Source organism: Streptomyces sp. NPDC001315, assembly GCF_042896175.1.
In the GTDB taxonomy this organism is placed as follows: domain Bacteria; phylum Actinomycetota; class Actinomycetes; order Streptomycetales; family Streptomycetaceae; genus Streptomyces.
The window spans coordinates 744,567-768,184 of sequence record NZ_JBIAWZ010000001.1 but is presented as its reverse complement, the minus strand read 5'-3'; the positions used below and the strand labels follow the sequence as shown (position 1 = coordinate 768,184).

At 70.5% G+C, this 23,618-nt stretch carries 17 protein-coding genes and 1 other RNA gene; 10 read left to right on the top strand and 8 right to left on the bottom strand.

Annotated features, from left to right (window positions below; all coding sequences use genetic code 11):
• Positions 1-6: 6 nt before the first annotated feature.
• Together ACFY16_RS03350 and ACFY16_RS03345 are read right to left on the bottom strand one after the other, a co-directional pair.
• Positions 7-1,401, bottom strand: a complete 1,395-nt coding sequence (locus ACFY16_RS03350) for an ABC transporter substrate-binding protein (protein ID WP_390645364.1) — start codon at positions 1,399-1,401, stop codon at positions 7-9.
• 272 nt (positions 1,402-1,673) lie between these two features.
• Positions 1,674-5,285 carry an FHA domain-containing protein gene (locus ACFY16_RS03345; RefSeq protein WP_390646085.1) on the bottom strand — a complete coding sequence of 1,204 codons (3,612 nt, stop codon included), beginning with the start codon at positions 5,283-5,285 and terminating at the stop codon, positions 1,674-1,676.
• A gap of 419 nt (positions 5,286-5,704) precedes the next feature.
• On the opposite strand from ACFY16_RS03345, the gene ACFY16_RS03340 reads away from it, so the two are divergent.
• The 4 genes from ACFY16_RS03340 (at position 5,705) to ACFY16_RS03325 (ending at position 11,083) form a co-directional block, all read left to right on the top strand.
• Complete coding sequence (locus ACFY16_RS03340; RefSeq protein ID WP_390645363.1) at positions 5,705-7,390, top strand: protein kinase; 1,686 nt, start codon at positions 5,705-5,707, stop codon at positions 7,388-7,390.
• Between the two features lie 134 nt (positions 7,391-7,524).
• Positions 7,525-8,769 (top strand): serine/threonine-protein kinase, encoded by a 1,245-nt coding sequence (locus ACFY16_RS03335; protein WP_390645362.1) that lies wholly within the window; start codon positions 7,525-7,527, stop codon positions 8,767-8,769.
• A gap of 105 nt (positions 8,770-8,874) precedes the next feature.
• Positions 8,875-9,981: a peptide chain release factor 2 gene (prfB, locus tag ACFY16_RS03330; protein WP_390645361.1), complete on the top strand. Its 1,107-nt coding sequence runs from the start codon at positions 8,875-8,877 to the stop codon at positions 9,979-9,981.
• A gap of 301 nt (positions 9,982-10,282) precedes the next feature.
• A complete protein-coding gene (locus ACFY16_RS03325) occupies positions 10,283-11,083 on the top strand; it encodes a hypothetical protein (protein WP_390645360.1) in 801 nt (266 codons plus the stop codon).
• 86 nt (positions 11,084-11,169) lie between these two features.
• Here the strand turns inward: ACFY16_RS03325 and ACFY16_RS03320 are convergent, their stop codons facing one another.
• Entirely contained in the window at positions 11,170-11,361 is a 192-nt protein-coding gene (locus ACFY16_RS03320; protein ID WP_390645359.1) for a hypothetical protein, read from the bottom strand.
• Between the two features lie 245 nt (positions 11,362-11,606).
• Between ACFY16_RS03320 and ftsE the strand changes: the two genes are divergently transcribed.
• The 5 genes from ftsE to ssrA all read left to right on the top strand — a co-directional run bounded on the left by ftsE (position 11,607) and on the right by ssrA (position 15,660).
• Positions 11,607-12,296 (top strand): cell division ATP-binding protein FtsE, encoded by a 690-nt coding sequence (gene ftsE, locus ACFY16_RS03315; protein WP_130436517.1) that lies wholly within the window; start codon positions 11,607-11,609, stop codon positions 12,294-12,296.
• A gap of 36 nt (positions 12,297-12,332) precedes the next feature.
• Positions 12,333-13,253: a permease-like cell division protein FtsX gene (ftsX, locus tag ACFY16_RS03310; RefSeq protein WP_390645358.1), complete on the top strand. Its 921-nt coding sequence runs from the start codon at positions 12,333-12,335 to the stop codon at positions 13,251-13,253.
• Positions 13,254-13,320: 67 nt separating this feature from the next.
• Positions 13,321-14,535 carry a S41 family peptidase gene (locus ACFY16_RS03305; RefSeq protein WP_390645357.1) on the top strand — a complete coding sequence of 405 codons (1,215 nt, stop codon included), beginning with the start codon at positions 13,321-13,323 and terminating at the stop codon, positions 14,533-14,535.
• A 68-nt stretch (positions 14,536-14,603) separates the two neighbouring features.
• Positions 14,604-15,146, top strand: coding sequence for an SsrA-binding protein SmpB (gene smpB, locus ACFY16_RS03300; RefSeq protein WP_351150346.1), 543 nt, complete (start codon positions 14,604-14,606; stop codon positions 15,144-15,146).
• A 119-nt stretch (positions 15,147-15,265) separates the two neighbouring features.
• Positions 15,266-15,660: a transfer-messenger RNA gene (gene ssrA / locus ACFY16_RS03295) on the top strand.
• A 207-nt stretch (positions 15,661-15,867) separates the two neighbouring features.
• On the opposite strand, the gene ACFY16_RS03290 is transcribed toward ssrA, so the two are convergent.
• The 5 genes from ACFY16_RS03290 to ACFY16_RS03270 are packed head-to-tail and all read right to left on the bottom strand — an operon-like array spanning position 15,868 to position 22,216.
• Entirely contained in the window at positions 15,868-16,878 is a 1,011-nt protein-coding gene (locus tag ACFY16_RS03290; protein ID WP_390645356.1) for a LacI family DNA-binding transcriptional regulator, read from the bottom strand.
• Positions 16,878-19,127, bottom strand: coding sequence for an alpha-xylosidase (yicI, locus tag ACFY16_RS03285; RefSeq protein WP_390645355.1), 2,250 nt, complete (start codon positions 19,125-19,127; stop codon positions 16,878-16,880). The genes ACFY16_RS03290 and yicI overlap by 1 nt, the downstream gene beginning before the upstream one ends.
• A gap of 10 nt (positions 19,128-19,137) precedes the next feature.
• Entirely contained in the window at positions 19,138-19,962 is an 825-nt protein-coding gene (locus tag ACFY16_RS03280) for a carbohydrate ABC transporter permease (RefSeq protein ID WP_390645354.1), read from the bottom strand.
• Positions 19,959-20,927 (bottom strand): carbohydrate ABC transporter permease, encoded by a 969-nt coding sequence (locus ACFY16_RS03275; RefSeq protein ID WP_390645353.1) that lies wholly within the window; start codon positions 20,925-20,927, stop codon positions 19,959-19,961. The genes ACFY16_RS03280 and ACFY16_RS03275 overlap by 4 nt, the downstream gene beginning before the upstream one ends.
• Positions 20,924-22,216, bottom strand: a complete 1,293-nt coding sequence (locus ACFY16_RS03270; protein ID WP_390645352.1) for an ABC transporter substrate-binding protein — start codon at positions 22,214-22,216, stop codon at positions 20,924-20,926. Before ACFY16_RS03270 ends, ACFY16_RS03275 begins: the two co-directional genes overlap by 4 nt.
• A 230-nt stretch (positions 22,217-22,446) precedes the next feature.
• Here ACFY16_RS03270 and ACFY16_RS03265 point away from each other — a divergent pair, with 230 nt between their 5' ends.
• Complete coding sequence (locus ACFY16_RS03265) at positions 22,447-23,418, top strand: LysR family transcriptional regulator (protein WP_390645351.1); 972 nt, start codon at positions 22,447-22,449, stop codon at positions 23,416-23,418.
• The last annotated feature ends 200 nt before the right edge of the window (positions 23,419-23,618 follow it).

The window sequence follows — 23,618 nt, the reverse complement described above, 5'->3', positions numbered from 1 at the left end:
GCCGGATCAGCTCCCGCTCCCGTAGGCCGCCGCCGCGTCCTTCTCCAGCTTCGCCTGGGTGCCCGCGACGTCCGTCGGGTTCTTCAGGAAGTCCTGGAGGTCCTTCCACTCGCCCTTGCCGGGCGTGCCGCCGAAGGCCTGCGGGGCCTGGTCGGACATGTCGAAGCGGAAGTCGTCGCCCGCCGCGATCAGCGACTGGGCGATCTTGCGCTGGACGTCGTTCGGGTACGCGGAGAAGTCGACGTTCTTGTTGGGCGAGAGATAGCCGCCCAGCTTCGCCTGGATGGTCGCCGCGTCCGGCGAGGCCAGGAAGGTCGCCAGCGCCTGCGCGCCCTTGGAGTCCTTCAGGATGACGGCCGCGTCGCCACCGGAGACCACGGGCGCGGTGTCGCCGACCTTCGGGAACGGGAACACCTTCGCGTCCGTACCGACCTTCGACTTCGTCTGCCCGATGTTGACCTGCACGAAGTCGCCCTCGTAGACCATCGCCGACTTCGGCTGGTCGCCGCCGGTGAAGGTCTGCGTGACCGAGCTGGTGAACGACGTCTGCAGGGCACCCTTCGCGCCGCCCGCGACATAGTCCTTCTTGCCCCAGATCTGGGCGAGCGTGGTCAGCGCCTCCTTCACGGAGGGGTCCGTCCACTTGATCTCGTGCTTGGCCAGCTGGTCGTACTTCTCCGGGCCCGCCTGGGAGAGATAGATGTTCTCGAACCAGTCGGTCAGCGGCCAGCCGTCGGCGCCCGCGACGGAGAACGGGGTGACGCCGGAGTCGTAGACCGTCTGCGCGGCCGTCAGCAGGTCCTGCCACGTCTTCGGCTCACTGGCGCCCGCGTTCTCGAAGACCTTGGCGTTGTACCAGACCAGCGACTTGTTGGCGGCCTTGTAGTAGACGCCGTACTGGGTGCCGTTCACCGCGCCGATGTCCTGCCAGCCCTGCGCGTAGTTCTTGGCGAGCTCGGCCTTGGCCTCGGCGCCCAGTGGCTTGGCCCACTTCTTGTCCACGGCCTGCTTGATCGCGCCGGGCTGCGGGAGCATCGCGATGTCCGGGGGCTGTCCGCCGGCGATCTTGGAACCGAGGAAGTTGATGATCGGGTCCTGCGCGGGCACGAAGGTGATCTTCGCGCCCGTGCGCTTCTCGAACTCCGCCAGGACCTTCTTGAAGTTGGCCTGTTCGGCGCCGGTCCAGACGGCGGCGACCTCCAGGGTGGTGCCGTCGAGTTTGGGGAGGGTGACGGTGGTGCCGGCGTCCTTGGTGCTTTCGTCGCTGTTGCCGCTCTTCTTGTCGTCGCTGCCGCCGCAGGCGGTGAGCGAGAGCGCCAGTGCGCCCGCGACGACGGCCGCCGCGGTTTTAGCGGCCCTGCTTGCCCTGCTTGTCCGGTGTGTTCTGCTCGTGCTCCGCATCACTGCCCCGTTCTTCGTTCGTCGTCGAACGTCGAGCGTCTGCCCCGTGCGCTCTGGTCTACGCCGGGTCCCTGGGGTCGGCAAGAGCGCATACGGTGTCAAGTGGGCGATCGTGACCGCGTCGTGATGGGGTGTGGGTGACCTTGCTTCGGGTTCGTGGGGACTTGCCGGAGACGCGTGGGGAATTGCTGGGAACGCGCGGGGAATTGCTGAGGACGCGCGGGGAACTGCTGGGGACGCGTGGGGACTTGTCGAAGACGCGTGGGGCCTTGCTAGAGAAGTGACGGCACCTCCGCCGCCGACACCTCCCGTGCCGCCCGCTCCAGCGCGCTGGCCAGCAGGGCCAGGTCCGTCGGACCGTTGCCCAGCTCACGTACCGGGCGGCGGGCCGGCGGGTCGCCCATGCGGTGCCAGTCCAGGGGCACGACCGTGGGGCGCAGGGTCGCCGTGCGGGGGATGCGGCCCGTGACGCGGCCGCCCTGGAAGGGGATCGGGTGTCCGTCCGCGCCGGTCAGGTGCCCGCGGCCCGGTGCCGGTTCGTCCGTCCCGGAGGCCGGCGCCTCGAGCGTCACCCGCAGCACGGCCCGGCGGGCCGGCTCCGTCTCCGCCGTACGGCCACCGGGGCCGGTGGCCGCCACCAGATGGACGCCGAGCCGCTCGCCCTCGCGGGCCACGGCCTCCAGCGCCCGCATCACGGAACCCGCGGCGGGCCGCCCCGGCGAACCCAGCGCGGGGGAGACCAGCGCGTCCAGGTCGTCCACGACCACCACCAGCCGGGGCATCGGCGGCGCGGCCTGGGTCTGCCGGCCGGCCGCTCCCGGGCGCAACCGGATCGTCGTACTGGGCGGAGCGTCGAGATCGCCCGCCCCGTCCGCCACGGACCCCGTCCCGGTCCTGGACGTGCCGCGCGCCGACGCCGTGCGCTGGGCGACGATACGGCCCGACACCTCGCGATGCGTGTGCCAGGTGGCGAAGTCGGAGCGGCCGAGCAGCTCGGCCCGGCGCTTCAGCTCGGCGCTCAGGGACTGCGCGAACTCCCGCATCCGCACCGGGTCGTTGGCGGTCAGATGGGTGGTGACATGCGGTACGTCCGTGCAGACCCGCAGGCCGTCGCCGTGACCGCCGCCCGCGCTGCCCGTGCCGCCTGTGCTGTCCCGGCCGTCCATCAGGACGATGCCCAGGCGGTCGGGGCGCTCGGCGGCGGCGAGCGAGGCGACGACGGCACGCAGCAGCTCCGTACGTCCGCTGCCCGCCGGTCCCTCGATCAGCAGATGCGGGCCCTCGGCGACGAGGTCCACGCCGACCGGCCCGCGCGGCCCGGCCCCCAGCACGGCCGATGCCCGGCCGCCGAGTGCCTCCGCGTCGTCGGCCGCGTCCGCCCAGCGTGCCATCAGGGACGCGGGGGTCGCCCGGGCCAGCCCCAGCTCGTCGAGGAGCCGCGCCGCCTGGGGCAACGGCACCGACACACGCGCGTGCCGTTCGCCGGGGGCGCCGTCCGGACGCAGCGGGGCCAGCGCCCGCCCGAACCGCTCGGCCCAGGCGAGGGAGACGGCGTCCACGGCGGCGACCGTGCCGTGGCCCACCGGGCCGTGGCGGGGTGGATCCGCGGTGATCCGGCCGACCCGCATCAGGTGCAGCGCCGTCGCCACGTCCCCGCCGAGCAGCGCCACGGCACCGCACTCCTGGAACACCGGCGCCACGGCACAGGCCGCCTCGTACGTATCCGTCACCGGTGACGTGGGCGACGCCGGGGCCGTCTCGGCCAGGCACACCACGTGTATCCCGGCGCGCGGCCCCTCCAGCGCCAGCCGCGCCACCGCCTCGCGCAGGTCCGCACCGCCGGGGTCGCCGTCCACGACGACCACGGTGTACGGCCCCGGGTGGTCGGCCGGGTCCCCCGTGTCGTCGGCGTCCCGGGCCCAGGAGGGCCGTCGTGGGGAAGGCGAGGGGGAGGAGGACGACACGGAGGACGGTCGGCTGCGTGGCAACGCCGGCCGGGGCGCGCCGCCCGTGCCCCCCAGATGGTCCTCCAGCCGGCGCAGGAGTTCGTCGGTGCGGGCCGCGGCCTGCTCGCGGTCGTAGGCGAGGAGGAGACGGCAGTCCTGGCCGTGTCCGGGACGCACATGGGGGAGCCAGCCGAGCCAGGACCATTCCGCGGTGCGCTCTTCCAGGGAGCGGGAGCGGTCCGTGCTGACCAGGACGATCTCCAGGGTGTCGGGGGAGTGCAGCGCCGTGAGCTGGGCCACGACCGCGCGCGCCAGCCCGGACAGCCGGGGGCGCGGTCCCGCGAGCCCCAGCGCCCCGGCCTCGCGGAGGTCCGCGGTCACCGATACCGCCGGGAGCGGTCCGGAGCCGTCGGGCGCGGTGCGGTCGGTGGTGCCGAGCCGCACCGTGAGCGTCTCCGGGTGCCCCGGGCCGCGCTCCCACAGCCGGGGGCCGGGGCCCAGCGCCGTCAGCAGCAGGGCGGCCGGGTCCGGCCAGGTCTCCGGAACCCGGGGCGGGACGGCCGACGGCTCCGCGGCCGCGCCCTCCGGCACCTCGTCGTGCGCCCCGCGTCCGCCCACGCCCGGCGCGCCGCGCCCCCCGGCCAGCCGTCGGGCCCAGGCGGTGAGTCCGCCGGCGCGCCTGCGCGCGGTCTGTGGTTCGTCGGTGGGGTGCGGGGCGGGTGAAGACGACGGGTGCGTGGGCGCGTGTCCGGCGTCTGTCCCGCCGGGACCGCCGACCCCGAACCGTCCCGCGTGGGTTTCCCTGCCCCCGTCGCGCACCGGGTTCGGGGCGGCGCCGTGGCTTTCGATATGAGGTGCCCCACCCTGGACCGGCACGACGGGCGGCTCCACCGGGCCGTGCGGGCGGGCACCCGGGGCGGTTCCGGACGCGCCCCAGCTCACCGAGCCGTAGGCGTGGCCGGTGCTCGGGGCGGGGTCGTCCGCGCTGTCCTCGCCGTCCACTGCACCCACGTGCGTGGGTGCAGCACTCGTGGCACCGCGGTCCCCCGCGCCCCGGGACGAGCCGGTCCCTGTGCGGTCCCCGGCGCTTCCGGAGGAGCCGGTTCCCCCGTGGTGACCGGTGTTTGCGGCGGACCCGGCCGCGTCGTTGTCGCTGCCCGTCGCGCGCCTGCGGGCCGCACCCGGGGCCGTCGCCGTGTCACCGCGGCCCCCGGAACCCCCTGCGGAGGATCCCGTCCCGTCGCCGCGCGTCACGCGCACGTGCCCCTCTCCGTCGGGCGTCGTCGCCACCCGCGCTCCGGGTCCCCCGGCCGGGGCGAGGCGCAGGGCCGACTCGCCGATGCGCAGAAGGGCGCCCGGCGCGAACCGCACCGGGCGGGTGTGCACGCGCGTGCCGTCCAGGGCGGTGCCGTTCGTGGAGCCGAGGTCGGAGACCGAGACGCGGCCGTCGGGGGCGAGGGTGACCGCGCAGTGCAGCCGGGAGACGTCGGGGTCGTCGAGCGGGACATCGGCGTCGGCGGAGCGGCCTATGGTCACCTGGCCGCCGTGCAGCAGATGGACCCCGCCCGCGTCCGGGCCGGCCACCACGTGCAACTGGGCCGGAGCGTCGTCGAACTCGGGGTGCGGCTCGGGCTCGGCGGGCGCGCCCAGGGACAGCACGGCGCCGTCGACCAAGGGGGGCTCGCCCAGCGTGCAGCGCTGGGCGTCCAGCCGCTCCGCACCGGCGTACAACACCACGGGGCCGCCTCCGGGCTCCCGGCCGCGCTCGTGCGGGGAGGAGGTGCCCGCGTCGCCGGAGACCGCCGAGGCCAGCGCCGACGCCACCGCCGCCAGGGCCGTCCCCGCGGGCGCCGTGACCAGTACGTCGCGGGTCGTGGCGCGGCCCCGCGCATCGGAGGGCGGGCCCAGCGGGTCTACGACGGTCAGCCGGATCTGCATCGCCGTCAGCGGTCCCTTCTGCGCGGGCCCGCCGGGCGAGGACGGAGCTGCGCCGCGGTCCCCCCACCACGGACTTCCCCCACCGCACACGAGCACGTCGGCCAGTACTGGAGGCATCCTCGCACCTGCCACTGACAACGCGCCCGCCGCCCACCGGCAAGTGATCTTGATTGGTCGGCTCTGCCCGCAAAAGTGCCTGACCAGGACCACGCGGGTGACCGATTGAGATCGGTCACGTTCGGCTCCGGCAACCACGGAGGCCTGGGCGAGCGTCTTTCCTTCGAACATGTACGGGAACGGGTACGTAAGACCCACAGAAAGACGACAGCCCGGTGCCGGGCACGGCGGCACTACAGTGGGTCGGAACATCGGACAGCGGGCCGGAACACCAGGCAAGCAAGCAGCAGGGAGCGCATGACGTGCGGCCGGTAGGCAGCAAGTACCTGCTCGAGGAGCCGCTCGGACGCGGCGCCACGGGCACCGTCTGGCGAGCCCGCCAGCGCGAGACCGCGGGCGCCGAGGCGGCCGTGCCCGGCCAGCCCGGTGAGACCGTCGCGATCAAGGTCCTCAAGGAGGAGCTCGCGAACGACGCGGACATCGTGATGCGGTTCCTGCGGGAGCGCTCCGTCCTGCTCCGCCTGACCCACCCGAACATCGTCCGGGTCCGCGACCTGGTCGTGGAGGGCGATCTGCTGGCGCTGGTCATGGACCTCGTCGACGGCCCCGACCTGCACCGCTACCTGCGCGAGAACGGGCCCTTCACGCCCGTCGCCGCCGCCCTGCTCACCGCTCAGATCGCCGACGCGCTCGCCGCCAGCCACTCCGACGGCGTAGTGCACCGCGACCTGAAGCCGGCGAACGTCCTGCTTCAGCAGAACGGCGGCCAGATGCACCCGATGCTGACCGACTTCGGCATCGCGCGCCTCGCCGACTCGCCGGGCCTCACCCGGACCCATGAGTTCGTCGGCACGCCCGCGTACGTCGCTCCCGAGTCCGCGGAGGGCCGTCCGCAGACGTCCGCCGTCGACGTCTACGGCGCCGGAATCCTGCTGTACGAGCTGGTCACGGGGCGTCCGCCGTTCTCCGGCGGGTCCGCGCTGGAGGTGCTGCACCAGCACCTGAGCGCCGAGCCCCGTCGGCCGTCCACGGTTCCCGACCCGCTGTGGACGGTCATAGAGCGCTGTCTGCGCAAGAACCCGGAGGAACGGCCCAGCGCCGAGAACCTCGCGCGCGGTCTGCGGGTCGTCGCCGAGGGCATCGGCGTACACGCGAACTCCGCGCAGATCGCCGCCGCGGAGGCCGTCGGCACGCTGCTGGCGCCCGATCCGCGGCCCGCCGCGGTGCCCGGGTCCGCCGACCCGACGCAGGTGCTGCCCACGGGCCAGGCCCCCGGGATGTACGACCCGAACGGCGCGACCAGCGTTCTGCCCCACACCGGGGGACCGGCGGGCGCCGCCGACCCCACCGCCGTGCTGCCGAACACCGGTGCGGCGGATCCGACCGCCGTCATGCCGCCGGTGCCGCCCCACGGTCCTGGCCAGCACCCGGCGAACCCGGCGGAGCCACATCCGTGGCAGTCGCAGCTGCGGGCCGCCCGCGACCGCAACGAGCAGACGCAGGTCCAGTACCTCGACCCCGGCGAGGACCCGCTGCGCCGCCGCCCGCAGCGGCAGGTCGCCCGGCCGCAGCAACAGCAGCAGCCCGCACCGAGGCCGGCGCAGCAGCGGCCGCCGCAGCGTTCTCAGCAGGGGTACCAGCAGGGCTACGGGTATCAGCAGCCGCAACAGCAGCCGCGGCAGCCGCAGCAGTACGCGCCGCCCCAGCAGCCGCAGCAGCCTCAGCGACCCGTGCGGGAGCCGCGGGAGCCCCGGCAGCGCAGTGCCAATCCGATGAAGGTCCCGGGACTGGGGTGCCTGAAGGGGTGCCTGTTCACGATCGTCATCCTGTTCGTCGCGGGGTGGCTGATCTGGGAGCTGAGCCCGCTGCAGGAGTGGATCGGCACGACCAGGAGTTTCTGGGGGCAGCTCACCCACATGTACGACCAGGTGTCGGGCTGGATCGGGGATCTGGGCGGCGCCGGATCGTCGAGCGGCAGCGGCAACTGACGCCGGGGCCGGGCGTTGCCCGATCGCTTGTCTGGGGATTTGTCGACACCTGGCGGGTGATTTCCGTCTCCGCGGTGAAGGTTGGCTTGTCGGACGCGTAGTTTTAGCGACAACACGCGTCTGTAGGAGCAGTCTTGGCACGGAAGATCGGCAGCCGGTACACCGCCCACCAGATCCTGGGGCGTGGCAGCGCCGGCACGGTGTGGCTGGGCGAGGGCCCTGAGGGGCCCGTCGCCATCAAGCTGCTGCGCGAGGACCTCGCGTCCGACGAGGAACTCGTGGGCCGCTTCGTGCAGGAGCGCACGGCACTGCTGGGCCTCGAGCATCCGCATGTGGTGTCCGTGCGGGACCTCGTCGTCGACGGGAACGATCTGGCGCTGGTCATGGACCTCGTCCGTGGTACGGATCTGCGCACCCGCCTGGACCGGGAGCGGCGGCTCGCGCCCGAGGCGGCGGTGGCGATCGTGGCGGACGTCGCGGAGGGCCTGGCGGCGGCGCATGCGGCCGGGGTCGTGCACCGGGACGTCAAGCCGGAGAACGTACTGCTGGACATGCAGGGCCCGCTGGGGCCGGGCGGTGCCCATCCGGCGCTGCTGACGGACTTCGGGGTCGCGAAGCTGATCGACTCACCGAAGCGGACGCGCGCCACGAAGATCATCGGGACGCCGGACTATCTGGCGCCGGAGATCGTGGAGGGGCTGCCGCCGCGGGCCGCGGTGGACATCTACGCGCTCGCGACCGTGCTGTACGAGCTGCTGGCCGGGTTCACGCCCTTCGGGGGCGGGCACCCGGGCGCCGTGCTGCGACGGCATGTGACGGAGACGGTGGCGCCGCTGCCGGGGATCCCCGACGAGCTGTGGCAGCTGATCGTGCAGTGTCTGGCGAAGGCGCCGGCGTCGCGGCTGCGGGCGTCGGAGCTGGCGGCACGGCTGCGGGAGCAGTTGCCGACGCTGGCGGGGATGCCGCCGCTGGACGTGGACGAACCGGACGTGGAGCCGGGGGAGGACGCGGCCGCCGAGGCCGAGGAGGCGGCCGCGCCCCGGGGCGAGCCGGGGGTACGGCGGCGGGGAGCGGTACCGCTGGTGCCGGGCGCCAGGCCGGACTCCAACCGGGACACGCATACGTCGATGAGGGTGCCGGGGCCGGACGAGCTCGCGGGTGGGGCTCGGGGGACGGCGCGGGTGCCGCGGGCCGCGGGCGCGCCGCGGCCCGGGTCCGCGCGGCATCGGGCGTCGGCGCGCAGGCGTCGGGTGACGCTGGGGGTGGCCTCGCTGGTGCTGATGGCCGCGGTGGGGGTCGGGGCGTGGTGGGCGACGGCAGGGGACGACCCCGGGGCGACGCCGCAGGACACGAAGCACTCGGCGCCACAATCGCCGTGACCTCGCCCACTCACTGAGTCACTCGCCCAGCCACCTGTCTCCCTGCCGGACGCCGGCCCTGTCGCCCCGGCGCTCGCCGCTTGGCGGAGCCGTTACGCTGGAGGCGTGGCAGTCGTCGATGTATCCGAAGAGCTCAAGTCCCTCTCCTCGACCATGGAGTCGATCGAGGCCGTTCTGGACCTCGACAAGCTGAGGGCAGATGTCGCCGTGCTCGAGGAGCAGGCGGCCGCGCCGTCACTGTGGGACAACCCGGACGAGGCGCAGAAGATCACCAGCAAGCTCTCCCACCTCCAGGCCGAGGTCAGGAAGGCGGAGGCGCTGCGCGGGCGGATCGATGATCTCTCCGTGCTCTTCGAGATGGCCGAGGAGGAGGACGACCCGGACACCCGTGCCGAGGCCGAGTCCGAGCTCGCCGCCGTCAAGAAGGCGCTGGACGAGATGGAGGTCCGCACGCTCCTCTCCGGCGAGTACGACGCCCGCGAAGCGCTCGTCAACATCCGCGCCGAGGCCGGTGGCGTCGACGCCGCCGACTTCGCCGAGAAGCTGCAGCGGATGTATCTGCGGTGGGCGGAGCAGAAGGGCTACAAGACCGAGGTCTACGAGACCTCGTACGCGGAAGAGGCCGGCATCAAGTCGACCACCTTCGCCGTGCAGGTTCCGTACGCCTACGGCACACTCTCCGTCGAGCAGGGCACGCACCGCCTCGTGCGCATCTCCCCCTTCGACAACCAGGGGCGCCGCCAGACCTCCTTCGCGGGTGTGGAGATCCTGCCCGTCGTCGAGCAGACCGATCACATCGAGATCGACGAGTCCGAACTGCGCGTGGACGTGTACCGGTCCTCCGGACCCGGCGGCCAGGGAGTCAACACGACCGACTCGGCGGTCCGGCTCACCCACCTTCCCACCGGCATCGTCGTCTCCTGCCAGAACGAGCGCTCGCAGATCCAGAACAAGGCGACCGCGATGAACGTCCTCCAGGCCAAGCTGCTCGAGCGGCGCCGTCAGGAGGAGCAGGCGAAGATGAACGCCCTCAAGGGCGACGGCGGCAATTCCTGGGGCAACCAGATGCGTTCGTACGTGCTGCACCCCTACCAGATGGTCAAGGACCTGCGCACCGAGTACGAAGTCGGCAACCCCGAGGCCGTGTTCAACGGTGAGATCGACGGCTTCCTCGAGGCCGGAATTCGCTGGCGCAAGCAGCAGGAGAAGTAACCGACAGCTGATTTGTCGACAAGGCAACTGCCGCCCAGTGGGCGGCAGTTGCCTTTTGCGTGCCCGGATGTCTGGGCTTTACATCACAGTCACACCTTAAGCATCCGGCAAAGGCCCCGTACGCGGACAACGCGTACGCAACGGCCTTGACGTTGCTTTGAAAAATGGGAAGGGTAAAGCGCGGCATGCGTATCTCTGGGGCGCATGTGAACCGGGGGCGCTACACATCTCAGCTGCACCCGTCGATCACCGCCCCGAGCGCGGCCCTCATTGACGATCGGCTACTGGGGGTAGCAACCATATGACCAAGAAGACGCGCATCCGCGTCGCGCGGATAGCCGCCGGCGCCGTGATCGCCGCCGGTGCCTCGCTGACGGCGGCGGGCGCCGCCTCGGCTCTCGACCTCAACGTCGGTATTTCGGCGTCCGTCGGCGACGACGACGGCGGCAACGGCGACGGTGACCTCTGCGACCTGTTCCCCACCGACCCTTCGTGCACCGACAACAGCACGACCGGTGGCGACAACAGCACCACGGGTGGCGACAACAGCACGACCGGCGGTGACAACAGCACCACGGGTGGCGACAACAGCACGACCGGCGGTGACAACAGCACCACGGGCGGCGACAACAGCACGACCGGCGGTGACAACAGCACCACGGGCGGCGACAACAGCACGACCGGTGGCGACAACAGCACGACCGGCGGTGACAACAGCACCACGGGTGGCGACAACAGCACGACCGGTGGCGACAACAGCACCACGGGCGGCGACAACAGCACCTCCGGTGGCAACAACGGCACCGGTGGCAACGACAACAGCACCTCCGGTGGCAACAACGGCACCGGTGGCAACGACAACACCGACACCAACAGCAGCGGCAACGACAACTCCGCTCAGGAGGAGGGTTCCTCCGCCCTCACCGACACCTCGGAGACGTCGTCCAACACCTCGGCCCAGGGCAGCGGTGACCAGCTCGCCGAGACCGGTGCCGGGCAGACCGCGTTCCTGCTGGTCGGTGCTGCCACGATGATCGCCGGTGGCGTCGGCTTCCGCGTGCTGCCGCGCCTCATGGGCGGCCGCGGCGGTGCGGCTGCCTGACGGTTGCCGCTTCCGTACGCAGCGTACGCGCACGTATATGTGAAAGGGCCCGGAGTGAAGCCATCGCTCCGGGCCCTTCGCGCGCGTTACGCGGTCTGGTGCGCCAGCAGGGCCACCGCCGCGATCAGCACCGCGAGCAGGGCGATCAGCGCCATCGGGTTCAGGTTCGTGAGGAAGCTCTCCTGCTGCAGCCGCTCGCGGTTCGCACGGCACACGGGGCATCGGCCCTCGCTCACGGGCGCCGCGCAGTTCGCGCACACCAGCCGGTCGTACGTCATGCGCTCGCCCTCCTTGCACCGGTTCCACGTAGACAACGCTCTCGGAAACGAGAACGTTCCCCTTCCACTGTGCCAGGTTCCGCGGATTTCAGCGCGGTTCGCCCTATCGTGCCCCGACGTCATCCCCGCGGAAAGCCCCGTACAAAACCGCACAACCCTCACGCAACCGTGACCGGCACCTGCGCTTGCGTACCCGGGTCGCGTATGGTCACGCTCATCTACCCCCGGCGACCCGTGGTGCATCCGTGATCCGATTCGACAACGTCTCCAAGGTCTACCCCAAGCAGACCCGCCCCGCACTCAGGGATGTCTCCCTCGAGGTGGAGAAGGGCGAGTTCGTGTTCCTCGTGGGGTCCTCCGGCTCCGGAAAGTCCACCTTCCTGCGGCTGGTCCTCCGCGAGGAGCGGTGCAGCCACGGTCAGGTGCACGTCCTGGGCAAGGACCTCGCGCGCCTCTCCAACTGGAAGGTGCCGCAGATGCGCCGCCAGCTGGGGACCGTCTTCCAGGACTTCCGTCTCCTGCCCAACAAGACGGTCGCCGAGAACGTGGCCTTCGCGCAGGAGGTCATCGGCAAGTCACGCGGCGAGATCCGCAAGTCCGTGCCCCAGGTGCTCGACCTGGTCGGGCTCGGCGGCAAGGAGGAGCGGATGCCGGGCGAGCTGTCCGGTGGTGAGCAGCAGCGCGTCGCCATCGCGCGGGCCTTCGTCAACCGGCCCAAGCTGCTGATCGCCGACGAGCCCACCGGCAACCTCGACCCGCAGACCTCCGTCGGCATCATGAAGTTGCTCGACCGGATCAACCGGACGGGCACCACCGTGGTGATGGCCACGCACGACCAGAACATCGTGGACCAGATGCGCAAGCGCGTCATCGAGCTGGAGAAGGGCCGCCTCGTCCGCGACCAGGCGCGCGGCGTCTACGGCTACCAGCACTGACCGCACCGTCCACCCCGAAAGGCCCAACCAGACGCCATGCGCGCCCAGTTCGTTCTGTCGGAGATCGGTGTCGGTCTCCGCCGCAATCTGACGATGACCTTCGCGGTTGTCGTCTCCGTCGCCCTGTCGCTCGCCCTGTTCGGCGGGTCGCTCCTCATGAGCGACCAGGTGAGCACCATGAAGGGCTACTGGTACGACAAGGTCAACGTCTCGGTCTTCCTCTGCAACAAGAGCGACGCCGAGTCCGACCCCAACTGCGCCAAGGGCGCGGTCACCTCGGACCAGAAGAAGCAGATCCTCGCCGACCTGAACAAGATGACCTCGGTCGTGCAGAAGGTCACCTACGAGTCGCAGGACGAGGCGTACAAGCACTACAAGGAGCAGTTCGGCGACTCCCCGCTGGCCAGCTCCCTCACGCCGGACCAGATGCAGGAGTCGTACCGGATCAAGCTGAAGGACCCGGAGAAGTACCAGGTCATCGCGACCGCCTTCGACGGGCGCGACGGCGTGCAGTCCGTTCAGGACCAAAAGGGCATCTTGGACAACCTGTTCGGGCTGCTCAACGGTATGAACTGGGCCGCACGGGCCGTGATGGCGCTGATGCTCGTCGTCGCGCTGATGCTGATCGTCAACACCGTGCGCGTCTCGGCGTTCAGCCGTCGGCGTGAGACCGGGATCATGCGGCTCGTCGGCGCCTCCGGCTTCTACATCCAGGCGCCGTTCATCATGGAGGCGGCTGTCGCCGGGCTCATCGGAGGCGGGGTCGCCTGCGGATTCCTGGTGGTCGCGCGGTACTTGATCATCGATCATGGTCTGGCCCTGTCGCAGAAGCTGAATCTGATCAACTTCATCGGCTGGGACGCGGTCCTGACGAAGCTGCCGCTGATCCTCGCGACGAGCCTGCTGATGCCCGCGCTGGCCGCGTTCTTCGCGCTGCGCAAGTACTTGAAGGTGTGACGCATGCCAAGAGGGCCGTACGGGCAACCGCCCGTACGGCCCTTCGCGTTGTCCTAGACTCACCGCCATGTCAGGCCGTGACCCGTTCTGTCAGCCCCGCCGCACAGGCCGCGGGGCCGCCCTGACATTGGTGTTCGCGAGCCTGCTCGTCGCCGGTGCCGCGACGGGCTCCTTCCCCGACCTCGACCGGAAGGCCGCCGCGGGGGCGGCCAGTTCGGCCGACCCGGCCGTCCCCGCAGGCCACCACGAGGACATCGCCAGGGCCGCCGCCGAGGCGATGGCCGCCGGCAAGTCCCCCACGGAGGCCGCCGAGCGCGCCGTCAGCCGCAGCGGGGACCGCTGGGGCGCGGTGTACTCGCAGGGGGAGTACGAGGAGTTCGAGGAGGCCCTCGACGGCCAGTACACCGGCGTCGGTCTGTGGGCGCGGCGCGAGCGCGACGGCCGTATCGAGGTGACCAGGGTGGCCGCCGGATCGCCCGCGTCCGCCGCCGGGATCCGTAAGGGCGACCGGCTGCGCAGCGTCGACGGCGTGAAGGTCGACGGACGGCCCGTCACCGAGGTCGTCTCCTTGCTGCGCGGGGACGCCACCGACGCGGCCGCCGGCACCGCCGTCACCCTCGGTCTGGAGCGCGGCACGCGCGCCTGGACCCGGACCCTGCGCCGGGCCACGCTGTCCACCGACTCCGTGGCCGTCCAGAAGCTCGCCGACGGCGTCACCGTCATCAAGGTCGCCGCGTTCACCAAGGGCGTGGGCGACGACGTGCGCACCGCCGTACGTCAGGCCCCGGCCGGCGCCGGGATCATCCTCGACCTGCGCGGCAACTCCGGCGGTCTCGTCACCGAGGCCGTCACCGCCGCGTCCGCCTTCCTCGACGGCGGCCTCGTCGCCACGTACGACGTGGACGGCGCCCAGCGTGCCCTGCACGCCGATCCCGGCGGTGACACCGCCAGACCGTTGGTCGCGCTCGTCGACGGCGGCACCATGAGCGCGGCCGAGCTCCTCACCGGCGCCCTCAAGGACCGGGGCCGTGCGGTCGTGATGGGCTCCAGGACCTTTGGCAAGGGCTCGGTCCAGATGCCGAGCAGACTGCCCGACGGCTCCGTCGCCGAGCTGACCGTCGGGCACTACCGCACTCCGTCGGGCCGCGGCGTCGACGGGACGGGAATCACGCCCGACCTCGAGGCCGACGACCCGGCGAACGGCACGGCAGGCGGCACGGCCGGCGACGCGGCGCTGGCGCGGGCGGAGACCGTGCTGAGCGGCCTGGGCGACACCTCGTGATCCCATGGGAATCGGCTTTCCCTCCGACCCCCCGGTAGTGCGAAAATGCAAGCACTATGTCCAAGGCAATGTACGTACCGAAAGAGTCCCAGCAGAAGCAGCAGGGGACGGCCGCCAAGTCCAGGGACGGCGAGAAGGGCGGCAAGCGCAAGATCGTCGCGCAGAACAAGAAGGCGCGCCACGACTACGCGATCATCGACACCTACGAGGCGGGCCTCGTCCTGTCCGGCACCGAGGTGAAGTCGCTGCGGCAGGGCCGGGCCTCACTCGTCGACGGCTTCGTCCAGATCGACGGGCACGAGGCGTGGCTGCACAACGCCCACATCCCCGAGTACAGCCAGGGGACGTGGACCAACCACTCCGTGCGCCGCAAGCGCAAGCTGCTGCTGCACCGCGAGGAGATCGACAAGCTGGAGGCGAAGTCCCAGGAGACGGGTCACACGATCGTGCCCCTCGCGCTGTACTTCAAGGACGGCCGGGCCAAGGCCGAGATCGCCCTCGCGCGAGGCAAGAAGGAGTACGACAAGCGGCAGACGCTGCGTGAGCAGCAGGACCGCCGGGAGAGCGACCGCGCGATCGCGGCGGCGAAGCGCAAGCAGCGGGGCGCGTAGCAGCCGGGGGAATACGGTGGCATCGGCGTGCGTTGGTCACGTACGATGGCACTGCACCTCACAGCGGGTGCGCGCCCTCTTCGGAGGGGCCCTCTCCGGAGGGATTGAAAAAACAACATGGGGATGATCGGTTTCGACAGCGGCTGTCGAGGCAGGGGAAGCGTGTCGAGAAAGCGGCCATGATCTCGTAAACCACAGGCCGAAACAAATAATCGCCAATTCCAAGAGCGATTCTCCCGAGCTTTTCGCTCTCGCTGCCTGATCAGGTAGTGATCGAATAGCTCCTTAATGGGAGTGTCAGCCCGGGGCTGTTCCCGACCCGGATCCTGGCATCAGCTAGGGGACTAAACCTTGATCCCGGTCACGGGGTGAAGAGGGAAATCCAACAGTGACTGGGCCCGTCGGCGACTTGTTCGCGTGATCGCCGGGGCCGAGAAAATCACAGCGAACTGCACACGGAGAAGCCCTGGTTCTGCACCGTTGGACGCGGGTTCGATTCCCGCCATCTCCACTCATCCCATGTGGACAAAGGCCCTGTCGCTTTCGAGCGGCGGGGCCTTTGTCGTACTCGCGCCTCGCATCCTCGAACTTCCGCGCCCCACCCACAGGTTCGCGCAGCGTGACACTTTTCGGGAATGTGTCACGCTTGCCGACGGTGGCCGGTGAACGGCGTTCCTCTCCGGAGCCACTCCCGGCGGGGAACGCCGTTTCGCGTGTGGTGTCAGGGCGCCTCGCGCGGCGCCGTGCTCGCGCGTTCCGTCAGGCGGGGTGGCAGCAGGGTCGCCTCCGGTACGTCGGTGCCGGCCAGCTTGCGCATCAGCAGCTCCACCGCCCGCTCACCGAGTTCCGCGGAGGGCAGGGCGACCGAGGTGATGGGGACGCGCAGGCCGGCGGCGGTCTCCTCGGGGCAGATCGCGGTCACCGACAGGTCGGCCGGGACACGCAGCCCGAGCTGCTCGAACGCGTCGATCAGCGGCTCCAGCAGGGGTTCGTTGTGCACGACGACACCGGTCAGCGCGGGCTGTTCACGCAGCAGTCGCTCGGCGACCGCGCGGGCGGCACCCGGCGCGGACTCGCACGGATGGACCGAGGAGGCGAGGCCGGCCCGGTCGGCGGCGGCCGTGAACCCCTGGACCACGCGCTGCGCGAACGCCGTACCGCGTACGTACACCTCCGGCGGCGACCCGACCAGCGCCACCACCCGGTGCCCGAGCCGGGCCAGATGCTCCACGCACACCGCGCCGGCCGTCTTGAAGTCCAGGTCGATGCAGGTCAGCCCAGCCGGTTCGGAGGGGAACCCGATCATCACGGACGGCCGGTCGAGAGAGCGCAGCAGCGGCAACCGGGGGTCCTGGAGCTGCACGTCCATCACGATCAGCGCGTCCACCAGCGCCGTGTCCGCGACCCTGCGCAGCCCGTCATCGCCCTCCTCCTGGGTCAGCAGGAGCACGTCGTGGTCGTAGCGCCGGGCCGTGGTCACCACCGACACCGCGAACTGCATCACCACCGGCACATGGATTCCGGCGCGCAGCGGCACCACCAGCGCCAGCACGTTCGACTTGCTGCTGGCCAGCGCGCGGGCGCCGGCGTGCGGCCGGTAGCCCAGCTCGCGGATGGCGGCCTCGACGCGCTGCCGGGTCTCCTCGGAGATCGGGCGCTTGCCGCTGAGCGCGTACGACACGGTGCTCGGGGAGACCCCGGCGTGCCGCGCCACATCCGTGATCTTCACCATCAGCTCAGCTCCAGGGTCAGGAACCCGGTCCCGGCCGGCGCCCGCCCCACCCGCTCCCCGACCGCCAGCGCCCACGGCGCCGAGGGATCGCTGCACGACGCCCGGAGCGTGTCCCCTTCCCGTACGACGGTGAAGGTCACCTCACCGACCGGCACGGTCACCTGGGCGCCCCGCGCCAGGCCGTACGCCCGCAGGGTGACGCCGTCGGCGTGGTCGTAGTCGGGCCGGTCGTCCACCGCCCCGACCGGGATCACCGCGCCCGGTCGGACCAGGAGGGGCACGCTCAGGAAGTCGTGTCTCTCGCGCACCCAGCGCGGCCCGGTCACCGTCCGTCCGGTCAGGAAGTGCGTCCAGGTGCCCTCGGGCACGTAGTACGCCACGTCCCCCTCGTCGCTGAACACCGGCGCGACCAGCAGATCGTGGCCGAGCATGTACTGCCGTTCCAGGTGCGCGCACCCCGGGTCGTCGGGGAACTCCAGGACCATGGCCCGCATCACCGGCGACCCCTCGGTGTGGGCGGTGCGGGCGGCCCCGTACAGATAGGGCATGAGCCGCAGCTTCAGCCGGGTGAACAGCCGCAGCGCGTCCACCGACTCCTCGTCGAACAGCCACGGCACGCGGTAGGAGGAGCTGCCGTGCAGCCGGCTGTGCGAGGACAGCAGCCCGAAGGCCAGCCACCGCTTGAACAGCGCCGGTGTGGGCGTTCCCTCGAAGCCGCCGATGTCATGGCTCCAGTACCCGAACCCGGACAGCCCGAGCGACAGCCCGCCCCGCAGCGACTCGGCCATCGACTCGTACGTCGCCTCGCAGTCGCCGCCCCAGTGCACCGGGAACCGCTGGCTGCCCGCCGTCGCCGACCGCGCGAAGACGACGGCCTCGCCCTCGCCGCGGTGTTTGCGCAGCACGTCGAAGACGGTCCGGTTGTAGAGGTACGAGTAGTAGTTGTGCATCCGCTCCGGATCTGAGCCGTCGGCCCACGCCACGTCGACCGGCACCCGCTCACCGAAGTCGGTCTTGAAGCAGTCGACGCCCTGCGCGAGCAGCGCCTCCAGCTTGCCCGCGTACCAGTCGCGGGCCGCGGGGCTGGTGAAGTCGACCAGCGCCATCCCCGGCTGCCACAGGTCCCACTGCCAGACACTGCCGTCCGGCCGTCGCAGCAGATGCCCGAGCGCCTTGCCCTCCGCGAACAGCGGTGAACGCTGGGCGATGTAGGGGTTGATCCAGACGCTGATGTGCAGCCCGCGCTCCTTCAGCCGGGCCAGCATGCCCTCGGGGTCGGGGAACACCCGCGGATCCCACTGGAAGTCGCACCAGTTGAACTCGCGCATCCAGAAGCAGTCGAAGTGGAACACGGACAGCGGCAGTTCGCGCTCCCGCATCCCCTCGATGAACGACGTCACCGTCTCCTCGTCGTAGGAGGTCGTGAACGACGTCGACAGCCACAGCCCGAACGACCAGGCGGGCGGCAGGGCCGGGCGTCCGGTCAGGGCCGTGTACTTGCGCAGGATGTCCTTGGGGGTCGGGCCGTAGATGACGTAGTACGTCAACTGCTGTGACTCGACGCTGAACTGGACCCTCGACACCGCCTCCGAGCCGACCTCGAAGGACACCTTGCCCGGGTGGTCGACGAAGACGCCGTAGCCCGCGTCCGTCAGATAGAAGGGGATGTTCTTGTAGGCCTGCTCGGTCGCCGTGCCGCCGTCGGCGTTCCAGACGTCGACGACCTGGCCGTTCTTGACGAGCGGCCCGAAGCGTTCACCGAGGCCGTAGACACTCGTCCCCACCCCCAGTCCCAGCTGCTCCCGAAGGTAGTGCGCTCCCGTCGCGTCCCGCATGATGCCCATGCTCCTGGGGCCGCTGCTGGTGAGCGTGCGGCCGTGGGCGACGAAGTCGACGTGCCAGGGGCCGGTGCGGGCCACCCGTACGGACAGCGCGCCGGAGGTCAGGGTCGCGTGCTCGTCGTCGTAGGAGACCTGGGCACTGCGCTCCTCTTTCCGGACCTCGAACTCCGGCCCCCGCGGCTGCTCGCCCGAGAAGTGGGTGAAGGTGACGCCGATGACGTCGGGCAGCGGGGCGTGCGCGCTGATCGTCACGACCGGTCCCTTCAGCAGGTCGCCGCGGTGGCGGATGGGCTGGGTCGGCGCGTGGATCTCCAGCGTGCCGTCCGGGGCGGTGACATCGAGGACCTCGACCGGGTGGGCCGCGGTGACGCCCTCGCGCAGCAGCCAGTAGCCGTCGGTGAACTTCACGTGGGGGTCCTTACTTCACAGCACCGACGGCGATGCCGCGGGTGAGGGTCCGTTGGAAGACGAGGAAGAACACGATCGCGGGGAGGACGCCGAGCAGGGCCGCCGCGTTGGTCATCGTGGCGTCCATCAGCCGCTGGCCCTGGAGGACGCCGAGAGCCACCGACACGGTCTGGTTGTCGTTGGAGATCAGCATGACCAGGGGGAGCAGGAACTCGTTCCAGGTCCAGATGAAGAAGAAGACCAGGAGGACCCCGATCGTCGGCCGGCTGACCGGGACGACGATCCGCCACAGGACCTGCCACTTGGTCGCGCCGTCGATGCGGGCCGCCTCGATGATCTCGCGCGGGAACTGGCCGAGCACGGACGAGAGCAGATACGTGCCGAAGGCCGCCTGGATCACCGTGAAGACGATGATCACGCTCAGCCGGGTGTCGTACAGGCCCGCCTGCTTGCTCAGGTAGTAGACGGGGTAGACCAGCGCCTCCTGCGGCAGCATGTTCGCGAGGACGAAGAAGGCCAGGACCCAGGTGCGGCCCTTGATGCGGCCGATCCCGATCGCGTACGCGTTGAGCACCGAGAGGATCGCCGCGAGCACCGCCACCGAGCCGCTGACCAGCACGGAGTTGAACAGCTTCTGGCCGTAGTCGACCCGCTGCCAGAAGTCCTTGAGGCCGTCCAGATAGAGGCCCTGGGGGAGGCTGAGGGGGCCGTGTTCGGAGTACTCGGCCGGCGACTTGACCGCGTTGATCGCGACGATCAGGAACGGGACGACCATGAAAAGGGCCGCGATGCACAGGGCGATCAGCACCGGGTAACGGCGTAGTGCGGTGGTCATGTCCGTGCCCCTTCCTCGGCGTCCTCGGCGCGGGTCTGGAGTTTCAGGCCGATCAGGGAGAGGACCAGGATGATCACGGTGAGGATCGTGGAGATCGCGGCGCCGTAGCCGACCTGGGTCTTCTCGAAGAACGTGGTGAAGGAGAAGTAGGAGGGCACGTCCGTCGCCCCGCCGGGGCCGCCCTTGGTCAGCACGTACACCGCGCCGAACACCTTGAGCGCGGCGATCGTGCACCAGGTCAGGACGACGTAGATCTCCGGGCGGATCTGCGGCAGCGTGATGTGCCAGAAGCGGCGCCACCAGCCGGCGCCGTCCAGCTCGGCCGCCTCGTACAGCTGCGGGTCGACGCGTTGCAGCCCGGCCATGAAGATGACCAGCGGGAAGCCGATCTGGACCCACACCATCACGCCCATCACGCTGTACAGGGCGAGGTCGGGGTCGCCGAGCCAGTCCTGCTGCCAGGAGGAGAGCCCCATGGCCTTCAGCAGCTCGTTGAGCGAGCCGTTGTCGGGCGCGAGGATCCAGCTCCAGACGATGCCCGCGACCGCGATCGGCAGCACCTGCGGGAGGTAGAAGCAGGCGCGCAGCACCGCGGCCCACTTCGACCCGAAGTGCTTGCCGATGTAGTCGAACAGGGCGGCGGCCAGGACGAGACCGATCATCGTCGGTACGGCGGCCATGGCGACGACCATGAACAGGCTGTGCCGGAAGGACGCCCAGAACTCGGAGTCGTCCATCAGCTCGCGGTAGTTGGCGAGCCCGGTCCACTTGGGGCTGCCGATGCCCTGCCACTCGGTGAAGCTCACGCCCGTGTTCATCAGGAACGGGACGATGATGACCGCCGTGAAGGCGAGGACGCCGGGGAGCAGGAACAGGGCGTACGAATCGCGGGTACGGGGGCGGCGCGGACCGGCGTGCGGGTGCTTGCCGACGGCCCGCGCGCCCCGTTCGACGGTGACCGTCATTGCTTCGGCGCGCCCTTGTCGTACGCCTGCTGCAGGGCGGAGAGGTAGGCGTCCGGTTTCTCACCGCCCGTGATCAGCTTCTGGGTCTCGGAGACGAGGACGTCGTAGAAGCCGGTCACCGGCCAGTCCGGGTAGAAGGCGAGCCCGTCCTTCTGGCTGAGGGTGTTGAAGTTGGAGATCAGTTCCTTGGACTTGGGGTCCGTGATGGCGCTCGTGTCGGCGGCGACCGGGACGCCGCCCTTGTTGCCGAGCAGGTTCTGGATCTTCTTCGACATGGTGATGTCGATGAAGTCGTAGGCGAGGTCCTTGTTCTTGGCGTTCTTGGGGACCACCCAGAGGTTGCCGCCGGAGCCCAGGGTCAGGTCGGAGCCGGGCCACAGGGTGGTGTCCCAGTCGAACTTCGCCTCCGACTGGAAGCGGCCGTACCACCAGCTGCCGGAGAACAGGATCGGCGCCTTGCCCTGGATCCAGGACACGCCCGCTTCCTCGGCCTTGGTGCTGGTGGACTTCTTGCTGATGTAGCCCTTCTTCACCCAGTCGGCGAAGGTGTCCGCCGCGTACGTCCAGGCCGCGTCGTGGAAGTCGGTCCTTCCCTTGTACAGCTCGTACTTGTCGACCCAGGAGCGGTCGGCCTTGGAGAGGGCGAGCTGGTAGAGGTACTGCTGGGCGACGTACTCGGCGCCGGCGTTGGCGAGCGGGGTGACGCCCTTCTCGGCGAAGGCGTCCATGGCGGTGGTCAGCTCGTCGAACGTCTTCGGCTCGGCGATCCCGTACTTCTCGAAGAGGTCCTTGTTGTAATAGACCATCGTGTACTCGGCGTAGTTGGGCACGCCGTACCACTTGCCGGAGCCCATGACCCCGTTCGTGTCGTACATGCTGGTCGTGGCCACACCCGCGCTGAGCTTCTTGTCCCAGCCGCGCTTGGTCGCCTCGGCGGTCAGATCGGTCAGCAGGCCCTGCTTGGAGAGCTGGCCCGCGGTCGCGTTGCCCTTGTTGTACTCCATGAGGTCGGGCGCGTCCGAGGAGTTCAGGATCATGGGCGCCGTCTTCTGGATCTGCTCGAAGCCCTTCTCCTCGTACTTGACCTTCACGCCCGGATGGGTCGCCTCGAACTCCTTGATGGCCTCGTTCCAGGCGACGCCCATCGCGCTGGTCGGGCCCTCGTAATGCCACAGCTTCAGGGTCTTGCCGTCGGAGGAGCCGCCGTCCGAGCCGCCGCAGGAGGTCAGGAGCAGGGATCCGGCAAGGATCACCGCGCTCGCCACCACACGCCTTCGTGCCGTCAACATCCAGTGCCTCCAGGGGAGTCGGATGGGTATCGGGGGCGTCACGCGACGGTCGTCGAATGGATTCGACGCGTGACGTCGAAGCGCTTCGACGGGCGAAGGTAGGTGGCGGCTGTGATCGCGTCAATGGGGTGCGCGCGAATTACTCGGTGAGGGCCCGGTGCGCCAGGGCGATCAACGGGTCCGACACCTTCTGCGTACCGATTCACGCACTCCCGTTGTAAGTTCGCCGGATGTCCGCCCCCCGTCACCTCGACCCCCGCCTCCTGCGCGCCTTCCTCGCCGTCGCCGAGGAACTGCACTTCACACGTGCCGCGGCCCGCCTCCACGTCGCCCAGCAGGCGCTCAGCCGGGATGTGCGGCGGCTGGAACGGGAGCTCGGCACGGAACTGTTCGTGCGGTCCACCCGGCAGGTGACGCTGACCGGCGACGGCCGGCGGCTGGTGCCCCTGGCGCGCCGGGCGCTGCAGGCGCAGGACGACCTGCTGGCCGCCTTCGGGCAGGCCCGGCCCCTGCTGGTCGACCTCAACTTCCCCGACCAGGCCACCGCCCGCCGCATCCTGCACCGAGCCCGCGAACTCGCCCCCGGGCAGGAGCTGATGGCCCGCTACGAGAGCGGCCTGGCGGGGGCGGCGGGCGAGCTGGTGGCGGGTCGGCTCGACGTGTCGTTCGGACGGTTCGCCGGTCTGGAACCCACGCTGCGCGCCCAGTTGGACCACCAGCCCGTGCGATACGAGCCCATGGCCGTCGTACTGCCCGAGGACCACCGGCTGGCGGCGCTCGAGGCGGTTCCCTTGGCCGCGCTGGCGGGCGAGACGGTGTACGCGGGTGCGGGGAACCCGCGGACGACGGAGTGGACGGACCTGGCTCACCGTCTGTTCGAACAGCGGGGGATCGGGATCGCGGCCCCCGTACCGCTTGCCGTGGGTGACGAGGAGTTCCGGCGGATCATGGCCAAGATGCGGAACCCCATCCTCGCCGTGGTGGGCTTTCCGGCCATGCCTGGGACGGTGCTGCGCCCCCTCGTCGACCCCATCCCCTTGTCGCCTGTGTCACTGGTGTGGCGAAAGGGGCTGGTCCATCCAGGATTCGATGCTCTTCGGCGGGCTGCGGCCGAGATCTCCGCCGAGGAAGGGTGGCTGCGGCGGCCTGCCGATGGATGGATTCCAGCCACTGACGTGAGCATGATGCGCACCCCCGATTGACACGTTGCGCGCACGGGCCCTCTCTGTGCGCTACATTCGAGGTCTGAGCACAGTGTGGTAATGGGGGGCGTTCGAATTGGGTGGGGGCCCGGTTCGGCGGCGGGTGCTCGGCGTCGTACGCGCTTCCGGAACTGTCCCGTGGGGGGAAGAGCGCACGTGAAAAAGTGGCGGGAAGACGCCCAACCGGAATGGCCCGAGGC